At 69.5% G+C, this 19,447-nt stretch carries 18 protein-coding genes; 12 read left to right on the top strand and 6 right to left on the bottom strand.

The annotated features are described in order from the left end of the window. The 3 genes from AB1634_12480 to AB1634_12470 all read left to right on the top strand — a co-directional run. On the top strand, positions 1-389 hold a 389-nt coding region (locus AB1634_12480; GenBank protein MEW6220333.1), incomplete at its 5' end, for a DALR anticodon-binding domain-containing protein. Positions 390-411: 22 nt separating this feature from the next. Continuing rightward, on the top strand, positions 412-969 hold the full coding sequence (locus AB1634_12475; protein ID MEW6220332.1) for an SPOR domain-containing protein: 558 nt from the start codon (positions 412-414) through the stop codon (positions 967-969). A gap of 390 nt (positions 970-1,359) precedes the next feature. Continuing rightward, complete coding sequence (locus AB1634_12470; protein ID MEW6220331.1) at positions 1,360-3,168, top strand: alpha-amylase family glycosyl hydrolase; 1,809 nt, start codon at positions 1,360-1,362, stop codon at positions 3,166-3,168. Between the two features lie 12 nt (positions 3,169-3,180). Here the strand turns inward: AB1634_12470 and AB1634_12465 are convergent, their stop codons facing one another. Next, entirely contained in the window at positions 3,181-4,905 is a 1,725-nt protein-coding gene (locus AB1634_12465; GenBank protein MEW6220330.1) for a patatin, read from the bottom strand. 336 nt (positions 4,906-5,241) lie between these two features. Then, entirely contained in the window at positions 5,242-6,786 is a 1,545-nt protein-coding gene (locus AB1634_12460) for an ASKHA domain-containing protein (protein MEW6220329.1), read from the bottom strand. A gap of 84 nt (positions 6,787-6,870) precedes the next feature. Here AB1634_12460 and AB1634_12455 point away from each other — a divergent pair, with 84 nt between their 5' ends. The 5 genes from AB1634_12455 to AB1634_12435 all read left to right on the top strand — a co-directional run bounded on the left by AB1634_12455 (position 6,871) and on the right by AB1634_12435 (position 11,095). After that, complete coding sequence (locus tag AB1634_12455) at positions 6,871-8,046, top strand: LptF/LptG family permease (protein ID MEW6220328.1); 1,176 nt, start codon at positions 6,871-6,873, stop codon at positions 8,044-8,046. Next, complete coding sequence (locus tag AB1634_12450; GenBank protein ID MEW6220327.1) at positions 8,043-9,119, top strand: LptF/LptG family permease; 1,077 nt, start codon at positions 8,043-8,045, stop codon at positions 9,117-9,119. Before AB1634_12455 ends, AB1634_12450 begins: the two co-directional genes overlap by 4 nt. A gap of 296 nt (positions 9,120-9,415) precedes the next feature. Further along, on the top strand, positions 9,416-10,186 hold the full coding sequence (locus AB1634_12445; GenBank protein MEW6220326.1) for a hypothetical protein: 771 nt from the start codon (positions 9,416-9,418) through the stop codon (positions 10,184-10,186). Further along, a complete protein-coding gene (locus tag AB1634_12440) occupies positions 10,183-10,866 on the top strand; it encodes an ATPase (GenBank protein MEW6220325.1) in 684 nt (227 codons plus the stop codon). The genes AB1634_12445 and AB1634_12440 overlap by 4 nt, the downstream gene beginning before the upstream one ends. 22 nt (positions 10,867-10,888) lie before the next feature. Further along, the gene (locus AB1634_12435) at positions 10,889-11,095 is read left to right on the top strand and encodes a uracil-DNA glycosylase (protein ID MEW6220324.1); all 207 of its coding nucleotides are present in this window, start codon (positions 10,889-10,891) and stop codon (positions 11,093-11,095) included. A 38-nt stretch (positions 11,096-11,133) separates the two neighbouring features. Here the strand turns inward: AB1634_12435 and AB1634_12430 are convergent, their stop codons facing one another. After that, complete coding sequence (locus tag AB1634_12430; protein ID MEW6220323.1) at positions 11,134-12,417, bottom strand: multiheme c-type cytochrome; 1,284 nt, start codon at positions 12,415-12,417, stop codon at positions 11,134-11,136. A 289-nt stretch (positions 12,418-12,706) separates the two neighbouring features. Between AB1634_12430 and AB1634_12425 the strand changes: the two genes are divergently transcribed. Then, the gene (locus AB1634_12425) at positions 12,707-14,602 is read left to right on the top strand and encodes a TonB-dependent receptor (GenBank protein ID MEW6220322.1); all 1,896 of its coding nucleotides are present in this window, start codon (positions 12,707-12,709) and stop codon (positions 14,600-14,602) included. An 11-nt stretch (positions 14,603-14,613) separates the two neighbouring features. Here the strand turns inward: AB1634_12425 and AB1634_12420 are convergent, their stop codons facing one another. Both AB1634_12420 and rnc read right to left on the bottom strand, forming a co-directional pair. Continuing rightward, on the bottom strand, positions 14,614-15,633 hold the full coding sequence (locus AB1634_12420; protein ID MEW6220321.1) for a radical SAM protein: 1,020 nt from the start codon (positions 15,631-15,633) through the stop codon (positions 14,614-14,616). A gap of 9 nt (positions 15,634-15,642) precedes the next feature. Next, positions 15,643-16,383, bottom strand: coding sequence for a ribonuclease III (rnc, locus tag AB1634_12415; GenBank protein ID MEW6220320.1), 741 nt, complete (start codon positions 16,381-16,383; stop codon positions 15,643-15,645). 104 nt (positions 16,384-16,487) lie between these two features. On the opposite strand from rnc, the gene AB1634_12410 reads away from it, so the two are divergent. After that, complete coding sequence (locus AB1634_12410) at positions 16,488-17,174, top strand: PilZ domain-containing protein (GenBank protein ID MEW6220319.1); 687 nt, start codon at positions 16,488-16,490, stop codon at positions 17,172-17,174. Here the strand turns inward: AB1634_12410 and AB1634_12405 are convergent. Continuing rightward, positions 17,131-17,709 carry a DUF721 domain-containing protein gene (locus tag AB1634_12405; protein ID MEW6220318.1) on the bottom strand — a complete coding sequence of 193 codons (579 nt, stop codon included), beginning with the start codon at positions 17,707-17,709 and terminating at the stop codon, positions 17,131-17,133. The genes AB1634_12410 and AB1634_12405 overlap by 44 nt on opposite strands. A gap of 195 nt (positions 17,710-17,904) precedes the next feature. On the opposite strand from AB1634_12405, the gene AB1634_12400 reads away from it, so the two are divergent. Continuing rightward, the gene (locus tag AB1634_12400) at positions 17,905-18,813 is read left to right on the top strand and encodes a DUF4438 domain-containing protein (protein MEW6220317.1); all 909 of its coding nucleotides are present in this window, start codon (positions 17,905-17,907) and stop codon (positions 18,811-18,813) included. After that, a partial coding sequence (locus AB1634_12395; protein ID MEW6220316.1) for a DMT family transporter occupies positions 18,813-19,447 on the top strand: 635 nt, incomplete at its 3' end. The genes AB1634_12400 and AB1634_12395, both read left to right, overlap by 1 nt.

Below are 19,447 nucleotides of genomic sequence, written 5' to 3'. Positions count from 1 at the left end.
GCCAGGAGAACCCGGTCTACTATGTCCAGTACGCCCACGCCCGCCTGGCCTCCATCGACCGCCAGGCCCGGGAGCGGGGCATCCCGCCCTTGCCCCTGGCCGAGGTGCCGATTGGCCTCCTGGCCGAGCCGGAGGAGCTGGAGCTTCTGCGGCTCCTGGCCGGCTTTCCTCGCCTGGTGGCGAGCGCGGCCGTCGAGCTGGAGCCCCACCGGCTGGTCTTCTTCCTCCTCGACCTGGTGGGTCGCTTCCACAGCTACTACAACAAGCACCGGGTCATCTCGGAAGACGCGGCTCTCACCCAGGCCCGATTGGCCCTGGCCGCGGCCTTGCGCACCGTGATCGGCAACGGCCTGCGGCTCATCGGCGTCACCGCGCCCACCAGCATGTAGGGGCCGGCTCATCCCCGCCGCCATGGCCGCCAAGAAGCCTGGCAAGCGCCCGCGGATCCGCTTCGAGCTCACCTGGTCCGGCCTCTGCGGCCTGGGCGTCGTCCTTTTCTGTCTGTGTCTGTGGATGTTCCTTCTGGGCATCTGGGCTGGCCAGACCATTTTGGTGCCCGCCGGCGACTGGCGGGAGGCCGGCCGCTTCGGTCTCGGCAGCGTGGCCGCCGATCTTGCCGGCCGCGAGCCGGCCAAGACCGCGGCGCGGCCTGCTGCCACCCAAGGGACGGCCCGGAAGCCGGCTCCGGACCACGAGGAGGAGACGCCCGCCGGTACCTCCTTCACCCTGCAGGTGGGCGCCTTCCGGGAAGAAGAGCACGCCCAGCAGACCGTCGCCGTCTGGCGGCAGCGGGGCCAGCCGGTCTTTACCGAGCGCATCGACACCGAGGCCGGCACCCTGAAGCGGGTCTACGTCGGCCTGTTCGATGACCTGGCCGCTGCCAACGCCCTGGCTTTGAAGCTCAGCCGCGAGGAGCACCTGGAGGCCACCATCACCCTCCTCCCCGTCACCGCTCGCCGGGAGCCATAGGCTCGCCGGCGGTGTCCCTGCCACCGCCACTGCCGAGCCCTGCCTGACCCGAGGGCCCCGGAACAGGTCGTCCCCGGACGGCGTCCCTCTGTCTCACCGCCCGTTCATCACCCCTCTTTGCCGCCCGCCAGTCCTCCCCCGGGAGGTGCACGGAAGGCCGTGCCGCCGGCCGGTGCTGCCTGGACGGTGGCTGCCCTTTTCCAGCAGAAACTTCTTCTTGACCATAGTGAATCGCCAGGGGTATGCAAGTCATGTTGGTGAATGTCTCGTGGCGTGACGGGACGGTGCCAGGGCCGGCGCCAGGCCCGACACGTGGCCAACGACTGGCAGGCAACGCTGTTGCCGCTCGGCACGGGTGAGCGGAAATCGTGAGCCAAAGGAGGTCACAAGATGCTCTTGTCCCTGCAGGATCCGCAGCTGCACTCCACGTTCGCGCAGGTGGCCACAAAACAGACCCGCGTGGTCCAGGTCGGCACGGCAAGCCACACCATCACGACCCCCTTCGCCTCGCCCCACGACTGGCGGGACGTCTGGATCTACTTCCTCATGCTCGATCGCTTCAACCGCGCCGATGGCAAGCCACCGGCAGCCATGCCCTTTGACCAGCCCTTCGGTGGCTTCCAGGGTGGCACCTTCAACGGGGTGCGCGAGCGGCTGCCCTATCTCCGGGATCTCGGTGCCGGCGCGATCTGGCTGTCACCGGTGCTGAAGAACCGCCAGTCCGATCCGGGCACCTTCCACGGCTACGGCATCCAGGATTTCCTGCAGCCGGAGCCGCGGTTCGCGTCGGCGCCGGGCAAGGCCGAGGAAGAGCTGCGGGCCCTGGTGGACGAGGCCCATGCCCTGGGCCTCTTTGTCATCTTCGACATCGTGCTCAACCACGCCGGCGACGTCTTCGGCTACACGGGTCTGGGCGCCTCGGCACCGGGCGGCGGCATGGTGCGGCCCATCGAGTGGCGGGACGCCACGGGTCAGGCCCGGCCAGACTTTCCGGTCATCGAGAGCGTTCCCACCGGTCAACGGGAGCCCGACGGGCTGGTCTGGCCAACGGAGCTGCAGCGCAACGATTTCTTCCGCCGGCAGGGCAAGGGAGGGGAGGGGGGCGGCGACTTCGAGTCGCTCAAGGAGCTGGTTACCGCGAACCGGGAGGTCCGCAACGCCCTGATCCTGGCGTACCAATACGCCATCGCCCGCTACGACGTGGACGGCTTCCGCATCGACACCCTCAAGTATATCGAGCGGGACTTCGCCCGCACCTTTGGCAACGCCATGCGGGAGTTTGGCCTTGCCATCGGCAAGAAGAACTTCTTCTCCTTCGGCGAGGTGTTCGACGAGGAGGAGCGGATCGCCGAGTTCATCGGCCGGAGCACCCAGGATGGGGACGATCTGGTGGGCGTGGATGCGGCGCTGGACTTCCCGCTCTTCTTCCGCTTGCCCTGGGTCGCCAAGGGATTCTCGCCGCCGGCCGCGGTCATCGAGGTCTTTCGCCGCCGCAAGGAGATTGAGCGCCACATCATGACCAGTCACGGCGAGGCGGGACGGTTCTTCGTGACCTTCCTCGACAACCACGACATGAAGGAGCGGTTCCGGGGGGCCGGCATGGATGGCCCTGACCCGTACGATCCGCAGGTCATCCTCGGCATCGCGGTGCTGTTCGGCCTGCAGGGCATCCCTTGCCTCTATTACGGCACCGAGCAGGGCCTGCACGGCCGGGGCGGCAGTGACCAGCACGTGCGGGAGGCCCTCTGGGGCAAGCCAGACGCCTTTGACCCCCAGCACCCGTTCTACCAGGCCATTCAGCGGCTGTCCGCGATCCGGAGCGCCCAGCCGGCGTTGCGCTACGGCCGGCTGTATTTCCGGCCGCTTTCAGGGGACGGGGTCCATTTCGGGGCGTCGTCCTTTGCCCCGGGGGTGCTGGCCTTCTCCCGGATCCTGAACGATCGCGAGGTGCTGGTGGTGGCGAACGCCAGCACCCAGGGGGACTTCCAGGGATACGTGCTGGTCGATCTGTTCATCAACCAGGACGGCGAGCAGTTCCAGGTGCAAAACGATGCCGGTGCCGCGGCGCCCGGACCGGTGGAAACCCGCTCCGGCCTGGAGATCCACGAGATCGACGGCGGGGTCACGACCGGCCCGGCGCGGATGATCCGCGTCACCCTGCGCCCCATGGAGGCCCAGATCCTGGCCAAGGGCGCCTGAAGGCCGCCGGTCTCAGATGAGGTCGTGGCCGCACAGCTGTCTGCTGATGGCGTCGATGACGAAGGCGGTGATCTTGGGCTTGGCATACAGGCGCCAGCCCAGCAGGAAGAAGAAGCCGCGCACCTTCTGGTCCCACAGGCGCTCGTGGGCCAAGGCGCCAAAGAGGGCATCCAGGCGGGTCTCGATGGGCCCTTGCAGGCCAAGGGGCACCACGACCCCCCGCGGCCAGTCGGGCTCCCGCTCCTCGGCCCGCGGCTCGTGCCGGGGGTTGAGGTCCGGCATCAGGGGGATGACGGGCAGGTGCAGGGCCCCTGGCCCGGCGGGCCCTTGGCCGGGGATGCCGAGCTTCTCCTTCTGCTCGGCGGTCCACTGGCGGAACAGGGGGTTCTCCGCCGGCAGGGTGAGATGCTGGGCCAGGAAGCGCTGGCAGTTGCGGCGGCCGAGAAAGAAGTCGTGCTGGCGATAGAGGGGGTGGAGAAAGCCGCCGAAGCCGCCCAGGCTGCCGCAGGCCAGGGAGGAGCCGGAGTCGGCGGTCACCCGGTCCTGCCGGACCGGCGCGATGAGGAAGCGGCTGTAGATGGTGTCCTCGGAGGCGAGCGCCACGTCCTGGGGCCGGAAGCGGGCCTGGTTCTTCAGGGCGGTAAAGGTGGCGACGAGGGCGCTCAGCAGCCAGGTTTCGGCCATGGTGCTGGGGCCGTGCTTTTCGGGCCCCACAAAGGGGTCGATCATGATCACGGCCCGGTCCGCCTTCCGCCCGTCCCGCTCGTTGCGGGCCAGGGGATCACCGCCGGCCAGCTCGACCCGGGCCAGCTCCAGAGGCTCGTTGTCGATGGTGCCGCCGTCGACATTGACGCACCGGTAGCCGGAGCCGGGATCCGGGTTGACCCTGGCCGACCAGGCCGGCCGGATATGGAGCACCCGGGCCGGCTCCCCCGGTCCGCCGGGCACCACCACCGGCAGCCGGGCATAGTCCGAGGTCCGGCGGCCGAGCTCCCGGGGCGCCAGCCCCACCGGAAAGGCGCCTGAGGCCAGCGCCGCCGTAGCAAAGGTTTCCCAGGTCCCGCCCCATTTCGGCCCGTTGTCCGGATAGCGCAAGGCATACTCCTCGGCACGGAGGGCCGGTGCTGCGCCCCCGCCCAGTCCGGCCAGGGCGAAGCGCATGGTGTCGCCGTGCATCATCATGGGATGGCTGTACCCGGTGCCCCCCAGGTCCAGCTGGAAGGGGACGCCCCGCAGGTTGGTGATCGTGAAGATGAAGCGCAAGGGATCGACCAGATAGGGCCGGGCCTTGGCCGGGACCCCCTGACCGTAATCCATGGCCTTGCGGGCGATCTCCAGGAGGCGGGTGGAGTCCAGCACCGAGACCGGCCGGGCCTGGTCGCCAAGATCCCGGGTTTCCAGGAGATGGCGGATGTCGATCATGTTGACCCAGCTGTCGTAGAGCGGGTTGTCGCTGCCGTCCCCCGGGTCGCCCAGGCGGCGGTGCGGGAAGTCGTGCCTGAGGCAGGCGCCGAGAATGGCGGCGGCGATGGCACCGGCCGAGGCGCCACTCACCGCCCGCAGGCGCACGGCATGACGGGGCGCCACGGGGTCGCCGGCCGCCTTCCTTGCCTCCCAGGCGTCCAGGGCCTGGATGAGGAAATCGATCACCCCGGCGGTGTAGGCGCCCGCCGAGATGGCGCCGGCCATGGTCAGGGCGAGGTCGAAACAGGGCAGGTGCTGCTCGTCATCGGACATGGTCTCTTTCTCCCCGGAAGGCACCTCCCCGCACCGGGGAGCCGTGCTATTCGTACCGCCAGAGCCTGAATACTGTTTGCGGCCCATGTGTGTCAAGTGGAAAGGAAAGCCATCAGAACACAGCTCCTGTGTGCTGCTGCTGACCGGAAAGCTTGCACCGGTCACCGGGCCCGGCAATGGGGCGGCGGGCAAGGCTGGTGGGGTGCTGGTACGGGGCAGCCGGCGGGTCTGAGCCGACCGAGCGGTCGGACGGGTCCGAGCGGTCCGGCGAGACCCGCCGGCCCTGCGCCCGTTCGAGGCGGCCGGCGCCGGCGGCCGGCCGCTCTTCGCCGCGGCCTAGCGGTGGATGGGCACGGTGGGGAAGAGATCCGGGTCGGTGTGGGGAATGACCCGGCTGCCGGAGAAGCGGATCATGAAATCGTGGTTGACGTTCAGCTCCAGATAGGTGATGCGCCGCACCAGCTCCCGGGAGCGCTGGCGGGCTTCGCCGTCCATGAGCAGCAGCTCGGCGCCGGCTAAAGAGGTGTTGCCCCGGGGCTGGTAGAAGGCCAGGGGCAGGTCCGGCAGCATGCCGATGACAATCGCCTGGCGAGGATCGATGTGGCCGCCGAAGGTGCCGGCCACGTGGATGGCGGCCAGATCCTGAAAGCCCAGGCCCACCTGGCCAAGCAGGGTGGTGAGGATGGCGTACATGGCTGCCTTGGAGCGGATGACCGCATCGCAGTCCACCTGGCCAAAAAGAATCGGCTGGCCGCCGGCCGTTCTTTCCGCAGGGACGACGATCAGGGCCGGCCCTTCCGGGGTGGCGGTGAAGAGAGCAGGGGCGCGCTGGGGCTGGAAGCGGCCCCGGAAGTCGATGAGCTGGGCCAGGTAGAGCTCGGCCACCAGATCGATGATCCCGGAGCCGCAGATGCCCTGGGCCGGCTGGTCGCCGATGGTCTGGCAGCTGAGGCGGCGGGCGGCATCGATGCGGATGCGGCTGACCGCGCCTGGCGCGGCCCGCATGCCCATCCGCGCCACGCCGCCCTCCAGGGCCGGACCGGCGGCGCCGGCGCAGGCCACGAGCCAATCCCGGCTGCCCACCACCACCTCGGCGTTGGTGCCCACGTCCACCAGGAGGGCCGGCCGCTCCCCCTGGTCGAGGCCGGTGGCCAGAATGCCGGCCAGGAGGTCGCCGCCAAAATAGGAGCCCACGGACGGCAGCACCCAGACCGGGGCTGCCGGATGGATGGCCAGGTCGATCTCCCGGGCATGGCCGGGGTCGGGGGCATTGACCAGCGGGATGTACGGCTCCCGGCAGAGCTGGCGGGGATCGAGGCCCAGGAAGAAATGGGTCATGGTGGTGTTGCCCGCCGCTGCCAGGGCCACGATGCCGCCCGGATCGAGACCTGACCGGGCGGCCAGCTGCCGGGCCAGGTCGTTCACCCCCTCGATCAGGAGCCGGTGCAGGCGGTCAAGGCCAGGGCCAGCCGCGCCGTGGATGCGGGTGAGAACGTCGGCACCGAGTCCGATCTGGGGGTTGTCCCGCTGGCCCCGGGCCAGAACCTGGCCGGTGGCCAGATCCAGAAGGCTGGCCTCGAGGACGGTGGTGCCCAGGTCCAGGGCCAGGGCTGGCACCAGGCCGGGGGCGCCGGCGGCAAAGCCCATGAGCTCGGGGCCGGCGGGCAGATTGGCCACCAGGGCATGGCCGCGGAAGCCGGCGGCCCGGAAGGACGCCGCTGCTGCTGCCAGCTGGGGCCAGGGCACCCCAGGGGGCTGGCCGGCCAGGGCCGGTGCCAGGGCCCGGAGCAGCCGATCCAGGTCGGCGGTGTTGTCGGCCAGGCTGGGCGGGGCTGCCTGCACCGGCAGGGCCGACACCAGGGGGCTGCGGGCCTCGCTCATGATTGCCGCTCCCGGCGGTTCGTGGTACATGTGTCCTTTCCGGCCATTCCCGCCACGGGCGCTTCGCCGGCCACCCCCATCCCCATGCCCATCCTTCTTGCCTCCTATCTGGCGGCCGAGATCCTGGCCTTCCTGGTGGCCAGCCTGGCCATCGTAAACGGCGTTCTTCTTCTGGGCAAGCTTGTTCCCTTCCTGGATACGCTGCTGGACCTGGGCATCGGCGCCGCCGACCTGGTCCGCATCGCGGCCTACCTCACCGCAGCGGTCAGCCGCTTCACCATGCCCCTGGCCACCATGGCCGGCGTGCTCCTGGCCTTCGGCCGCCTGGGCCACGACCGGGAGATCATGGGCCTGTTCGCCGCTGGCATCGGCGTCCGCCGGCTGCTGCCGCCGGTGGCAGCCGTGGCTGCGGCCTGCGCCTTCATCACCGGCCTCTTCACGGTGGAGCTGGTGCCCGCCAGCCAGGAGGCCATGCGGGGGCTGCTCCTCTCCCTGGCCAAGGAGAAGATCGACCGGGGCCTCAAGCCCCAACGGTTCAGTGACAGCCTGGGGCAGGTGGTCCTGTATGTGGACCGGATCGACCGCCAGGCCGGCCGCCTGGAGGGGGTGTTTGTCAGCGACGGCCGCCACCGGCCACAGCCGGTGATCATCACCGCCCGCTCGGGCTCGCTGGCCGCCAATCCTGCTGCCATGACCGTGCTCCTGGAGCTGGTGGACGGCTCCATGCACCGCAGCGATGGCGAGGTGAGCGAGACCGTCCGCTTCGCCACCTACCAGGTGGTGATCCCCATGGCCGCACCCCGCTATGTGGCGGGCCGTGACGCCCTGGCCATGGATCGCCGGAGCGCCGATCTGGCCGAGCTGGCCGCCGCAGTCCGGCAACAGGACCCCGGCAGCGCCAAGGCCATCGAGCTGCGGCAGGAGCTGCACCAGCGGCTGGCCCTGCCGGTGGGCTGCCTGATCCTCAGTCTTCTCGCCATGCCCCTGGCCATCCAGACCGGCCACGCCGGGCGCGGCCTGGGGATGACGGTGGGACTGCTTCTCTTTGTCGGCTACTATGTGCTGATGACGGCGGGCGGCATTCTGGCCGAAGGCCGCTGGCTTGGCCCTGGGCTCGCGGTCTGGCTGCCCAACCTGGCGTACGGCCTCCTGGCCGCCGGCTGGCTGTGGCGGCTCGAGCGCTGCGGTCTGCTTGTGGGGGAAGACCTGGCCAGTCGGCTGCGCCGTCTTCTCGGCCGGGGCCGGGAGGAGCAACGGTGAGCCTCCTGACCCGCTACCTGGTGACCCGCTTCCTGGCGCTCCTGGGGCAGGTGGCCGGCGGTCTGCTCGGCATCTACCTGGTGGTGGATCTTTTCGAGAAGATCGACGACTTCCTGGAGGCAGGGCAGCCCCTGTCGATGGCAGCGGCCTTCTTCGTCCTGCGCCTGCCGGCCGTGGCGGAGGAGCTCTTGCCCGTGGTGGTGCTCCTGTCCGGGGTGCTGGTCTGCGGGCTTCTGGTCCGTAACCGGGAGTGGCTGGCCTTGCAGGCGGCCGGGATCGGGCTGCCCCGCATCCTGGCGCCGGTCTTTCTGGCCGCCCTCCTGGTCACTCTGGCCGGCGCTGTCAGTGCCCAGTGGCTGCAGCCGGCGTGCAACCGGGCCGCCAACCGGATCTGGCACGAGCTGGTCCGCCAGGAGGAGCACACTGGGGTGGTGCGGGCCGGCCGTACCTTCTTCCGGGGACAACAGGGCATCTACACCTTCATCCAGCCGGGTGTGGATACGGACCGGCTGCAGGATTTCGTGTATCTGGAGTGGGACGAAGAAATGGCGCCGCGCCTCCTGGTGAGTGCGGCGGTGGCCCGCTGGACCCCGGCCGGCTGGCAGCTGGAGGGCGGCCTGGTCAAGGAGCGCACGCCGGAAGGCGGCTTCCGCACTGCCTTCGCTCCCGTCGATCCGGTGGCCCTCCCGGAATCGCCGGCCGAATTCTTCGAGCCTGGCTATCGCCGGGAGGAGCTGTCCCTGACCGATCTCCTCGCCCGGGCCCGAGCCAGCGGCACCCGGGCCCGGGAGGCGTGGCAGGACGTCCAGTCCCGGCTCAGCTACCTTCTTCTGGGCCTGCCACTTCTGGCCCTGGGCCTGCCGGCCTTCCTGGCCGTGGCCCGGCGCTGGGGGCGGGACTTGTCCCTGGCCGTGCCCTTGAGCGCCGCCCTGGCCTTTCTGGCCTGGGGGGCCTGGGGCACGGGCCAGGCCCTGGCCCGGGCCGGCGATTTGCCGGCGACCGTGGCGGCCTGGGGGCTGCACCTCCTCCTGGCCGGCCTGGGACTGGCCTGGCTGCGGCAGCAGAACCGATGAGGCGGCCACCAGAGCTGACTTCCGGGCGGTGCACTCCTTTTGGCGCGCCCGCGTATGGCAACCCACAGGTCCCATGACTCCCATGACTCCCCTGGACCCATGGGACCTATGGGACCTAAAGGACCTGTGGGAGAGCACCCTGGCGGACTTCCGGCGTTTCCCCCGGTTGGGTGCGCCCCGCCCATGGCAACTCTCGCCAGAAGCCACCCATCATCCGCTGCCCAGGGATGGGTGAGGACGCCCGGAGGTCGGAATGGACCGCTGGCGGCGTCAAAAACCAGGAGGTGCGAGCCGTCATGAGCCTCGATCAGACAGCCCGGGAGACCAGGAGCCAGAAGGAGCGGATCGGCATTGTCGGGGTGCCGCCCCGGGCGGTGATCGCGGACCTGTGTGATCGAGGGGTCACGATCCTGGACCTGGACGAGCCCCAGCCCGGCGTGAGCCTGGAGGCGGCCTCCCCGGTGCCGCGGGCCTATTGCGCCATCCTGCGCACGGTGGTGGCCAACGCCGTCTCCCTGGACCTGACCGGTATCGTCGTCGATGTGGGGCCGGGCAAATGCGATGGCGCCCGGGCCGTGGCCGCCATCCTCGAAGACCTCCTGGGCATCCCGGTGCGCTGCTGCGAGAATCGGGACCAGGAACAGCTGGGCAACCCGATCTGCACCTCCACCGCGCCCCTGGTGGACAAGCTTCTCGCCATCACCCAGGGGGTACGCCGCCCGGCGCCCGCCAGCCCCCGGGCGGTCTGCCGGCCGAGCGCCGGCTTCTGGGGGGTGCCGCCCCGGGACTTCTCTTTGCTGGCGCTTTTCCCGGACACCACCCATGTCTATGGCTGGAGCCGCTGCATGGAGAACAAGACGCCGGCGGATTTCGAGCTGGAGTGCCTGGTGAACCCGGCGGTGCCCACGGTCTTCTTTGCCCAGGCCTTTTGCGCCAAGACCGCCCTGGCCCGGCACCTGGCCAGCCGCCATCCCCGGGGTCTGTACCTGGATGCCGATGTCGCGGCCAGCGCCTCGCTCAGGGCCAAGATCGAGGCCTTTCTGGAATTGAGCGGGGTGGCGCCATGATGGTGGGCGATTTCGGCACCTCCTATGCCAAGATCTGGGACTTGGCGGTGCCCGGCCGCGAGCCGACGGTCCTGCCCAACCGGGAGCTGGCCGCCGATCTGACGGTGGAGGTGGCCACCGGCCACAGCGCCCGCCGCTATGGCCGGCGGGTGGTGAACGAGCTGGTGGCCCTGGCCCGGGGCGGCGAGGCCCTGATCGGCCGGCCGAGCTTCCTCCTGGTGGACTGCGGCAGCCGGGACATCAAGTACGTGCGCTTCCAGGACGGCCAGGTCCAGGACATGGGCTGGAACGCCGAATGCGGCGCCTCCCTGGGCTTTTCCATCGAGCTTCTGGCCAGCTACTACCATGTGGATTTCCGGAGGCTGGCGGCCCCCCGGGAGCATTTCCCGGTGACCTGCGGGGTCCTGGGCATGAGCCAGATCTTCGATGCCATCATCAATGGCCTGCCGGAGGAGCAGGCGGTGGCCCGCTATGTGCGGGGCATTGCCCTGAACGCTTACCGCTTCGCCGGCTCGCCCGAGGAGATCTTTTTGTCCGGCGGGCTGTGCGACAACCCGGTGTTCGTGGCCAGCCTGCCCTGCCGGGTGGTGCCCCTGGGCCGCTTCGTGCTCCTGACCGGCCTGGCCCGGCTGGCCACCCCTGAGGCAAGCACGGCCGGGAAGGCCGGGGCAGCAGGTTGAGGCCCCCCCGCCCAAGGGTGTCATGAGCGACGGCCAGCCTCCTGACCAGCGCGTCAGCTGCATGCACTGCCAGCACTTCTACATCACCCACGAGGTCTCCTTCCCTTACGGCTGCCGGGTCATGGCCTTCAAGAGCCGGCAGCTGCCCTCGATCACCGTCCGTGCCAGCTCCGGCATGGCCTGCCAGCTCTTCCTGCCCAAGAAAAAGGACAGCCGCCCGGGCACCTGAGCCCGGGCGGCTGCCGTGGGGCAGGGGGGCCCTTCCTGCTACCGGGGCTGGTGGGTGGCGCGCATGGTGGCGGCCAGCTCCCTGATCTCGCCCAGGGCCTTGGTCATCATCGACCAGCCGTACCAGTAGGCGTAATCGGGATTGACGTGGAAGAAGGCCTGGTAGGTGCGCATGCGGTGCTTCATGTACATCTCGCAGAGCACCTGGTCGATGAAGGACAGCTTGTCTGTGTCGCCGCCGCCGGTCTGCATGAAGTACAACAGATCCGGGTAGGCGAAGGCGTAGTTGGCCGGCTTCTTGATGATGCCATCCCGGTAAAGCCCGGCCACGATCTCGATGGCCTCGGCCATCAGCCGGTCTGCCTTGCGCAGGATCTCATCGCCCATCTCCAGCTGCCCCCGGGCGTAGCGCTCGGAGTGACAGCTCGTGCAGGTCTTCACCATCTTCTCCCGCTCGGTGCTCCAGGCCTCCTCGGTGAGGCGGGCCAGGTCTGCGGCCTTGACCGCCTCCAGCCGGGCGGTGGGCTCGCCGGTCTCCGGATGGAGCACCCCCAGGGCCTTGAGGATGGTGACCCGGTCCGCGGCCCACTGTTTGTCCGCCGGCAGGGGCAGACGCACGCCCAGGAAGCCCCAGGCGGTGCGGTTCTCGTGGTTGCCGCCGGCCATGTGGCAGTTCTGGCAGGTGGGGGCTGCCGCGGTCTGGGGCAGGTTGCCGGAGGCCTTGGCGTGCCAGCGGGTGCCGTGCTTGGCACTGGACCACATCTCCCACTGGGGATGATCGTACCCCATGTGGCACTGCTGGCAGGCCCGGGGATCCAGGGCCTCCTTCTTCGAGAAGGAATGGCGGGTGTGGCACTCGTCGCAGGAGTTGGTCTGGTAGCGGTAGCCCTTGTCGTGCTGCTCCTTCTTCTGGGCCTCGGTCTTGATGCCCATGTTGTGGCAGCCGCCGCAGCCCCGGCCACCCTCGATCAGCTCGTCCGGCTCCACGTGGGTGATGGGCAGCGCGTTCATGACCGTCCAGCCCAGGTTGTGCTTGCCCTTGGCGAACTGGCCGAACTGGGTCTCGTGGCACTGCTGACAAACCGTTTCGTCCGGCATGCTGGCCTTCACCGCATCCTCGGTGCTCTGGTGCTCCGTGCCGTGACAGGTGGAGCAGGTCACGTTGTGGCCCGCGTGCTTGCTGGATTCCCAGTCCGCCACCAGGCCTTTGGACACCCCGCGGTGGCAGGCCACGCAGTCCTCCTGGGCCCGAACCGGGGTGGTCAGAAGCACCAGCGCCGCTCCACTCCACAACAATCCCCAAGCCAGTCTGGTCCGCAGCATCGTTTTTCCTCCTCGTGGCCGAATCGTTGCCGATGGCTCCCCCGCCGCCCCAGCTGTACGGCTCCAGCTGTACGGCGCCAGCGCCCCTCTGGGCGACGGAATCATTGTATGATGAGCCACTGCCGTCTCGTCAACCCGAAGGGCAGGAGGCTGCCAGCAGCTGCCTCGCCGCCGCGCTTCCCTTTCGTCCCAAGTTGTGGCATACGGACCTCAGGCCCACGGCGTCCTGCCCCGTCCCAGCGAGGGAGGCCAGCACCGGACGCGCCGGACGACGCCCCCGGAGGAGCCCATGACCGGATTCGCGCCGCGACACCTGCCCGTTCTCTTCCTCGGCCTGCCCGTCACCTATGCCTACAATGGCGGCCGGACCTTCGGCTTCCGGATGCCGGTCACCGGCATCTCCCGGATCGAGGTGGTGCGCGGGCCGGGCTCGGCGGTCTTCGGCGCTGACGCCTTTGCCGGCACCATCAATGTCTTCACCAGGGAGGCCGAGGAGAGCCGCGGGACCACTACCGGCGTCCGGGCCGGCTCCTTCGCCTCCTACGACGCCTGGCTGCAGCACGGTGGCAGCGCGGGGCCCTGGGAGAGCGCTTTCAGCCTCACCTACCGGGAGAGCGCCGGCGATCCCCAGCGGATCGTCCACAGTGACGTGCAAAGCCAGATCGATGCCGGACTGCACCCTCTGTTTGCCATCCCTCCCGCCTCGCTGGCAACGCCGGGCCTCCTGTCGACCCGGTACCGGATCGTCGACGCCGGCCTCGCCCTGCAACAGTCTGGCTGGACCATCCGTCTCTACGGCTTTCTGCAGGATGATGCGGGGGTGGGCTGCGGCGCTACCCAGGTGGTCGATCCGGCCGGCCGCATCGACACCGGACTCCTGTTGACCGATCTCGTTTACCAGACGGCATCGATCCGGGACTGGGACCTGAGCCTTCGTCTCAGCTCTTTGTATCTGCACGAGGACAACTTCTTCCAGATGTTTCCCCCCGGCGCCCTGGTGCCCATCGGTGCCGATGGCAACATCAACCCCAACGCCCCGGTCGGCTTCGGCCTCTATACCCAGGGTCTGGTGGGCAATCCCATCGCCACCGACCGGCAGGCGGCCCTGGAGAGCGTCGCCTTGTACAGCGGCGTTGACGATCACCTGCTGCGCTTCGGCGCCGGCCTGCGCCACCTGAAGGAGGAGGCCGAATCCTACCAGAACTTCGGGCGCGGGGTGCTCGATCCGGCCACCCTCTTTGCCGGCGGCCCGGTGGCACCGGTGGATGGCCGCCTGACCCACCTGACCGGCGGCCCCGGCATCTTTCTCCTGGGGCAGGAGCGTACCCTCTGGTATGGCTTTCTCCAGGATGAATGGGCCCTGACCCGCGCCTGGGAGCTGATCGGCGGCGTGCGCTACGACCACTACTCGGACTTCGGCGACACCACCAACCCGCGTCTGGCCGTGATCTGGGAAGGCCGGCCGGACTTGACCACCAAGCTCCTCTATGGCCGCGCCTTCCGGACCCCATCCTTCGCCGAGCAGCACAACCAGAACAACCCCTCGACCCAGGGCAACCCCGAGGTGCGACCGGAAACCATCGACACCCTGGAGATGGCCTTCGACTACCAGCCGTCTCCCCGCCTGCGGGCCGTCTTCAACGTCTTTGCCTACTGGGCGGAGGATCTCATCGATTTTCTCCCGGATCCCGCTCCAGCCACCAGCAGGACGGCGAGGAACGCCCGCGACCAGCGAGGGTCCGGATGGGAGCTGGAGGCCGACTGGCAGCTCACGGCCGCGCTACGGCTCCGTTCCAACCTGGCGTACCAGCGCAGCAAGAATGCGGATACCGGCGAGATCGTTGCCGACGCTCCTGCCCTCAAGGCCCACGCCGAGCTCCTCTGGGCCTTCCAGCCGGACTGGTCCTTGGACGGCCAGCTGTACTGGGTGGCCGATCGGGAGCGGGATCCGGATGGTGCCGATCCGTCAAGCCCTGCCGACGATGACCTTCGGCCCGACATCCCCAACGCCACCTGGGTCAACCTGGCCTTGCGCTGCAAGGATATCGCCCACCACTGGGACGCTGCCCTGGTGGTGAGAAACCTCTTCGACGCGGACGTCCGGGAGCCAAGCGATGGCGGCATCCCGGACGACTACCCCATGCCCGGCCGCAGCCTTTACGGAGAGGTCAGGTACCGCTTCTGAAGCCCGAAGGGTCAGGAGGGAGGGTCGACGGTGATGGTGCCCCGGGGCAGTTCGGCCAGAAACCGCAGCTCAACCCCTGCCAGGAGGCCCAGGGATGCCAACCGGCGGAGGCTGATGTTGCCCGGGCCCCGGACCTGGGACTCGTCGGCCCGGGACAGGCAGAGCCGGCGGGGTCGGCTCCGGGCCAGGAGCCGGCGGAGCTGGCGGAAAAGGAGCCGGCCCTGCACCAGCTCGCCGAAGGCGGGATGATACGGGCCGGCCTCGATGCTGGCGGCAAGGGCAGGGGAGCTCTGGAGGCCGATGCGGATCACCGGGATGCCGCGCTCCGCAAACAGGGTGCAGAGCCGGGCGCTCCGGGCGATGGCCTCGGCGAGGGACAGGGGCCGGTAGCGCCCGGCGGCCAAGAGCCGGGCCAGGCCGCTGCCGGCCAGGACCAGGGTGGGATACAGGCGGACGAAGTCCGGGGCAAGGTCGGCCAGCCAACGGCCCGAGGCCAGGAGGCGCCGGGGGGTCTCCGCCGGCAGCCCGATCATGAGCTGGCCGCCCACAGCAAGGCCATGGCGCCGGAGGACGGCAAACGCCTGCACCACTGCCTCCGGGCTGTAGCCGCGGCGGACGGCGGCCAGCACCTGCCGATCCATGGACTGAACCCCCAGCTCCACCACCGTCACCCCCCGGCCGGCCAGACGGCGAGCCGTGGCGTCATCCAGGGCATCGGGTCGGGTGGAGATCCTGATGCCGGCCACCGAGCCGTCGGCCAGACGGGGACCGACCCCGGCCAGGAGGTCCTCCTGGCGCAAGACCGGCAGGCCGGTGAAGCTGCCGCCGAAGAAGGCCACCTGCACCGGCCGCCCCTGGGCACGGGCAGCCGGCAGCCAGGCATCCAGCCGGGCCGCCACCGCGCCGCCGTCCAGGCCGGCGGCGGCCACGGCGCTCTGGCCGGTGATCGCTTGCTGGTCGCAGAAGAGACAGCGGTGCGGGCAGCCGGCGTGGCTGATGAAGAACGGCAGGATGAGCGGCGGCCGCGCCACGGCCTTCGTCTAAGCCAGCTCGGCCAGGGCCACGGCCGCAGCCTGCTGCTCCGCCTCCTTCTTGCTCCGTCCCCGGCCGAAGGCCAGGACCCGGCCGCCCAGCCGGACCGACACCGTGAAGATCTTCTGGTGATCCGGCCCTTCCGCCTGCTCCAGGAGGTACTCCGGGGTCGCGGCCTCCCGCTCCTGGATCAGCTCCTGGAGACGGCTCTTGGCGTCCAGCAGCAGCTCGCTGTCCCCGACGCTGGCCAGGGAAGCGTCGAACTGGCGCTGCACCAGGGCCTGGGCCGCAACGAAGCCGCCATCCAGGTAGACCGCGCCGCAAACCGCCTCGAAGGCGCCCGCCAGGATGGAGGCCTTCTCCCGGCCAGCCGAGGCCTCTTCCCCCTTGCCCAGGCAAAGGAAGCCGCCCAGGCCGATGGCCCGGGCCACGGTTGCCAGGTGTCCCTCGTTGACCAGGGCGGCACGGCAGCGGGTGAGGTCGCCTTCCTTGAGATCCGGGAAGCGGCGAAACAGCTCGTCGCCGATCACCAGATCCAGGACCGCGTCGCCCAGAAACTCCAGGGTCTCGTTGTGGTCGCGGCTGCTGGCGGCCTGCTCGTAGGCAAAGGAGCTGTGGATCAGTGCCTTGTGCAGCAGCTCCGGCTCCTGAAAGACATAGCCCAGCCTCTCCTGGAGGATCGCCAGCTGCTCCCGTCTCTCGTCCGACGGCCGCCCGGGGGTGATGGCTGTTTTCCCGTTTGATATCACAGAGAAAGTATTATAGGATGCCATATTCGACGCCCCGGTGGCCGGCCACCGATGTCCTGTCCCTCCTTATCGGCCCCCGCACCCCTGGAGGCTTTTTTCGCACGATGCAGGAGACCTGGAGCAAGGACCCGGCAACGGTCATGAAGGAGCTGCGGCTGCTCATCGAGCAGGTCACCGCTCTCATCGTCTACTGCAAAGGCGGGCCGCCCCGCCGCTCGCTTGTCCGGGACATCGCCGAGCACGAGGGCAGCTGTTACCTGGTTTTGCAACGGCCATCCGGCTGGACGGCCGAGCAGCCCATCAGCTTCCTGCTCTACAAGCCCGAGGGCCAGCCCATCCGCGGCTTCAGCTTCACCGTCACCCGGGAGGCCGGAGAGAGGATCGCCGGACCCTGCCCCCAGGAGATCTTCCAGATCCAGCGCCGCCGCTGGCCCCGGGTGCCAGCCGCTGCCGATTCCACCGCCACCCTCATCGTCCCTGGCAAGACCCGCTTCAGCGCCATGGCGGTGGCCGACGTCAGCCTGGGGGGTATGCGGCTTTACGGCACCCCCGCCTACGAGCTCAAGGTCGGCGACCTCGTGGGGCCGATCACCCTCAAGCTCATGATGGAATACGCCACCTTGGACCATGAGATCACGGTGGCCAGCGCCGCGGTGGTCCGGATCAATCCCCGGGCGGAAGGGGGGGTGGAGGTCGGCTTGAGCTTTACGCCCAGTGACGCCGAGGCAGAGAAGCTCGAGACCTACATCAACCTCCGCGGCCTGGAGCGGTCCGCCTTCCAGCACGGCTGAGTGCCGGCCCTTCCTGTCTGCCCGATCGCCCAGTCTCCGGGACGGGTCCCTGGGTCCCGGTATCACCCGGGGCGGCGGCATCGCTCCCGGTGACCTCGGGCGCCCCGACCCCGCCGCCGGACCGGTACCAGATCCCGGCCAGCACCCCTTTCAGCTCCTCATCGGTCACGCCGGCCAGGGCCTCCTGCACCACAGCCGGCAGCTTCTCCGGCCGCGGCCGCCGGCTGCGCGGTGCCGGCGGTGCCGGCTCCAGCTCGGGCAGGGGGCTCAGGCGGAAGCGCAGATCCGTCAGCTTGGCGCCGGCCAGCTCGCTGTTCAGCCGCTCCAGGATGCGCGGCTTTTCCAGCTGCAGCTGCTGCATCCAGATGGGATCGGAGACCGCCAGCCACAGGACCGTGCCCCGGATGACCGCCGGCTGGGCATGGCGGGCAATGGTCCGGCCCACCACCCGATCCCAGACCAGGAACGAGCGGTGCAGAGCCAGTCGCTGGCTCCAGCCCCGCTCCCGCAGGAGGCCGGCGAGGAGGCTGGCCATGGATGAAGGGTCCCGCGCCACACGTCACCCCTTGCCGTTGGCTGCTGCCGGAGTCCGTCTGAGGAGCGCCCGCCGGCCCGCACTGGGAGGTGGCCACCTTGCCAGGCAGGCCCGGCTCCGGTAGATTACGCCTTTTTGACTGAAAGAGAAACCTCTGGCCGCCAGCCTCGGCCGCTTTCTCCAGGAGCCATCGCCATGATCCGCACCAACCGGGAACAGCTCGTCTGCCAGTCGGTGATCGGTGAGATCACCTCCCCCCAGGGCGGGATCAATCCCTACCGCATCGATCCGGACGGCCGCGCCGACATCTATCCCGGGGTGGGCGGTATCACCTACGATCTCAGGATCGGCGACCGGGTCTGCGGCCTTTTTGCCGACCACGTGGAGCCCGGGGTCTCCATCTCCAACTTCACCCAGGTCCAGGGCCAGCCTGGTCCCAACCGGGCCTTGAACCTCTTGTCCTGCGCCGGCAATATCGCCAAGGTGGTGTCTGGCGAGGCCAAGGGCAAGACCGGCCGGGTGACCGGCAAGCACGGCGGCATCGAGCACGTGCTGGTGGATTTCGAGCCCGAGATCCTGGAGAGCCTCACCATCGGCGACAAGATCCAGATCAAGGCCCGGGGCTGCGGCCTCGCCTTGCCCGACTTTCCCGGCGTCCGGGTTTTCAACCTGGATCCGGATCTCATCGCGGTCCTGGAGCTGGCCGCCAGCGCCCAGGGCCGGCTGGAGGTGCCGGTGACCCACCGGGTGCCGGCCATGATCATGGGCTCCGGCATCGGCGCCTCCCAGAGCCATTCCGGCGACTACGACATCCAGCTCTTCGACCGCAAGGTGGTGGAGGAGTACGGTCTTGCTACCTTGCGCTTCGGCGATTTCGTGGCTGTGGTGGATGCCGATGCCGCCTACGGCCGGATCTTTCGTACCGGCAGCCTGGTGATCGGCATCATTGTCCACTCCGCCTGCGTGCTGGCCGGCCATGGCCCTGGCGTGATGGTGGTCATGACCAGCCGGGACGGCTCCCTGGTGCCACGGATCGACCCGGACGCCAACCTGCGCCGCGCCTTTGCCCGCCTGAACGGGGCAGAGCCCGCGGCTGGCCGCTGATGCGGCGGACCGAAGCGGCCGGGGTGGCGTCCGCCCTGGCCGGCGCCTGCCTGTGGGGCATCGTCTGGCTGCCCCTGGCCGCCCTGGAGCGCCGGGGGCTGGCCGGGCTGTGGACCACCTTCGCGGTCTTCGGTCTGGTGGGGCTGGCTATCCTGCCGGGGCTGGTGCGGGGGCTGGCCCGCGGCACCATGGAGATGCCCTGGCGACCAGCCCTGGTGCTCCTTGTCTTCGGCGGCCTCACCAACTTCCTTTTCTTCCTCGCCCTCACCAAGACCTCCGTGGTGCGGGCCCTGCTTTTCTTCTACCTGTCGCCGGTCTGGAACCTCCTGGCAGCCCGGATCTGGGGCGGCATTCCCCTCACCGGCCGCAAGGTGGGCGTGGTGGCCTTGTCTCTCACCGGTGCCTCGGTGCTCCTGGGCCTGCACCATCTGGCCCTGGTCCGCTGGTCCTGGGGCGACACCATGGCCCTGGGCTCCGGCCTGGCCTTCGCCGCCTCGGTGGTGGGCCTCAAAGGGCTGCCCCACGCCCCGGCCTGGAGCCTGGCTGGCCTCAACTGGCTGGGCTCGGCGCTTCTGGCGGCCGCCGGCCTGGCGCTCAGCCAGCCGCCGCTGCCAGGACCGGTGGGGAACTGGCT

It is taken from the genome of Thermodesulfobacteriota bacterium, assembly GCA_040755095.1.
Lineage (GTDB): Bacteria > Desulfobacterota > Desulfobulbia > Desulfobulbales > JBFMBH01 > JBFMBH01.
This window is presented reverse-complemented; position numbering and strand designations above follow the sequence as displayed.